Annotated in this window: 3 protein-coding genes; 1 reads left to right on the top strand and 2 read right to left on the bottom strand. The window is 65.9% G+C overall.

Annotation, left to right across the window (positions count from 1 at the left end):
* Both QOD90_RS17775 and QOD90_RS17770 read right to left on the bottom strand, forming a co-directional pair.
* A partial coding sequence (locus QOD90_RS17775) for a CoA transferase (protein WP_526352042.1) occupies positions 1-100 on the bottom strand: 100 nt, incomplete at its 3' end.
* Entirely contained in the window at positions 97-1,566 is a 1,470-nt protein-coding gene (locus QOD90_RS17770) for an aldehyde dehydrogenase family protein (protein WP_526352038.1), read from the bottom strand. The genes QOD90_RS17775 and QOD90_RS17770, both read right to left, overlap by 4 nt.
* A 211-nt stretch (positions 1,567-1,777) precedes the next feature.
* Here QOD90_RS17770 and QOD90_RS17765 point away from each other — a divergent pair.
* The coding region (locus QOD90_RS17765; protein ID WP_526352040.1) for a cytochrome P450 at positions 1,778-2,913 on the top strand (1,136 nt) is incomplete at its 3' end.

Here is a 2,913-nt window from a genome sequence, read left to right as displayed (position 1 = left end):
AGACGTCTGCGCCCAGATCGACGAGCAGCTTGGTGCAGTAGGGTCCCGCGATGTCACGACCGATCTCGACGACCCGTAGCCCCGCGAGGGGACCGCTCATCCGGGGATCCCGATCACCTTCGGTTCCATGTAGCTGCGGAGACCGAGGACACCGCCCTCGCGTCCGATGCCGCTCTGCTTGAACCCGCCGAACGGCGCGCCGCCCGTTCCGCTGCCGTTGACCTCGATCTGACCGGTGCGAATCCGGCGCGCAACGGCGACGGCGCGATCGACGTCGGTCCCCCACACCCCGCCACTGAGACCGTATTGCGAGTCGTTGGCGATCGCGACCGCCTCGTCGTCGTCGCGGTAGCGGATTACGGTCATCACGGGACCGAACACCTCCTCCTGCGCGATGGAGGCGGCGGGCGTCACGTCGGTGAGGATCGTCGGCCGGTAATAGAAACCCTTGTCGAGGCCCTTCGGCCGCTCACCCCCTGCGGCGACCGTCGCACCGTCACGCACCGCCCTGGCGACCAGGCCCTCGACGCGCTCCAGCTGCGCCCGACTGATCAACGGACCCATGTCGGTTGCGGGATCTCGCGGATCGCCGACCGTCATGTTCTGCGCGAGACTCGCCAGCCGCGAAACGACGTCATCGTGGAGCGAATCGGGCACCAGCAAGCGACTGTTCAGGATGCAGGCCTGTCCCGCGTGCAACGTGCAGCCCTCGAAGAGGGTGCGCTCCAACAACTCGTCGGTGACGACGGTGTCGTCCAAGAAGATTGCGGCCGACTTGCCGCCGCACTCCAACAGGATTCGCTTCATGCTTGCTGCGGCCGCCGCCATCACCTCCCGGCCGACGGCTGAGCTCCCAGTGAAGCTGACCATGTCGACGCGCGGGTCGGTGGTCATCAGCCTGCTGGCGTCGATGCTCGTCGGCGTGACCACGTTGACCACGCCGGGCGGAATGTCGGTGTGCTCGTCGATGATCCGGGCGAGTGCCAGGCCTGCCAGCGGGGTCAACGGCGACGGCTTGAGCACGACCGTGTTACCCGCAGCCAGCGCGTTGCCCACCTTCATGACGTTGAGGGTGTGCGGAAAGTTCCACGGCGTCAGGATCGACACGACGCCGAGCGGCTCGAACCGCAGGACCGTGGTGCCCGCCGCACCGTAGGCGTCGATCTTCTCCTCGACGGGCATCGCCGCCAGCTCGGCCGAACGCCCCGCCATGAACGCCGGCCCCTCGATCTGGAACATTCGCGAGTTTGCCGAGCACCCCCATTCGGCCTGCGCGAGCGCGTAGGTGTCGTCGAGTCGCTCGATGAGTGCGTTGCTGAGCTGCTGCAGGCAGCGCCCGCGCTCCTCGGGAGTCGTCGACGACCACGGGCCGTCGAAGGCAAGGCGAGCTGCCCCGACCGCCTCCGCGACCTGAGCCACGCTCGCATCGGGCGCAGTGGCGATGACCTCCTCCGTCGCGGGATTGACGACGTCATACCGACCGCCGTCCGGCTCGACCCAGCGGCCGTCGACGTAGAGGCCGTACGTGTCGACGAGTGAACGCGTCTCTGCAATCGAATCAGACATCGACTTCCTCACCCGTGTGGTCCTACATAGCGACTCCGTGTGTACACCCGCGGTGCTGCGCGCGTCAACGGTGACACCGACGATCTGCATGAATCGCGATTGACAGTCGTAACGCCCGTCGGGTAGACACGAAAGACGCCGGACATTCTCATTCGATGTGTCGGATCGGCTCTGCTGTCGAGGAAGGTTTGCGGTGCGCACCTCGGTTCCGTTGCATTCACCGGACTTCTACGCAGGCGATCCGTATCCGTCCTACCGCGAACTCCGGGCGTCGAGTCCCGTCGTCTGGAACGACGTCACCAACTTCTGGGCCCTGACGAAGTACGAGGACGTGCGCTTCGTGTCGGGCAACCCGGGCCTGTTCACGTCCACGAAGGGGATCACCATCCCGGACCCCGGCCAGCCGGAGCCGGTTCAGGAGGGCAACCTCATCTTCACCGACCCCCCTCGGCACCGGCAGCTCAGAAAGCTGATCAACTCCGGTTTCACGCGGCGTCAGGTCACTTTGCTGGAGCCCAAGGTCAGAGAAATCGTCAAGGGCATCCTCGACGGCGTCGACCTGACACGCGACCACGAATTCGCCGAGGAGATCGCCGCGCCGCTGCCCACCCGGCTGATCGCCGAGATGCTCGGTGCGCCCGCAGACGACTGGGAGCAGTTCCGGACCTGGTCTGACGCGGCGGTGGGAGCAGCGGATCCGGACATCGAGATGGACCACATGGTCGCGCTTGCCGAGTTGTACGGGTACTTCACCAATCTCATCGAGGCTCGCCGGTCCGAAACGGGACGGGACGATCTCCTCAGCATCCTCGCTGCCGCGGAGGTCGACGGCGAGCGGCTCACGGACGCGGATCTGCTCAACTTCTCGTTCCTGCTCCTCGTCGCCGGCAACGAGACCACCCGCAATCTGATTGCCCTTGGCACGCTCGCACTCATCGACCATCCCGAACAATTCGCCATGCTGCGCGCGGACCCGTCGCTGCTTCCGACGGCCGTCGAGGAGATGCTGCGCTACACCAGCCCGGTCACCCACATGGCACGCCAGGCCACCGCGGACGTCGATCTCCGCGGACAGCGGATCAAGGCGGGCGAGGTAGTCGTCATGCTCTACGGATCGGCGAACCGGGACGAGGAGATCTTCGGCGATACGGGCGAGACATTCGACATCACCCGAAATCCGAACCCGCACATTGCTTTCGGCGCAGGCGAGCATGCCTGCCTCGGAGCGCAACTGGCCCGCCTCGAAGCACGTGTGATGTTCGAGGTGTTACTGAGCACCTACCCGACCATCGAACTCGTCGGTGACGTGACGCGTCTGCGCGCCACCATGGTCCCCGGCGTCAAACG

The organism is Mycobacterium sp., from assembly GCF_032161845.1.
In the GTDB taxonomy this organism is placed as follows: Bacteria; Actinomycetota; Actinomycetes; order Mycobacteriales; family Mycobacteriaceae; genus Mycobacterium.
This window is presented reverse-complemented; position numbering and strand designations above follow the sequence as displayed.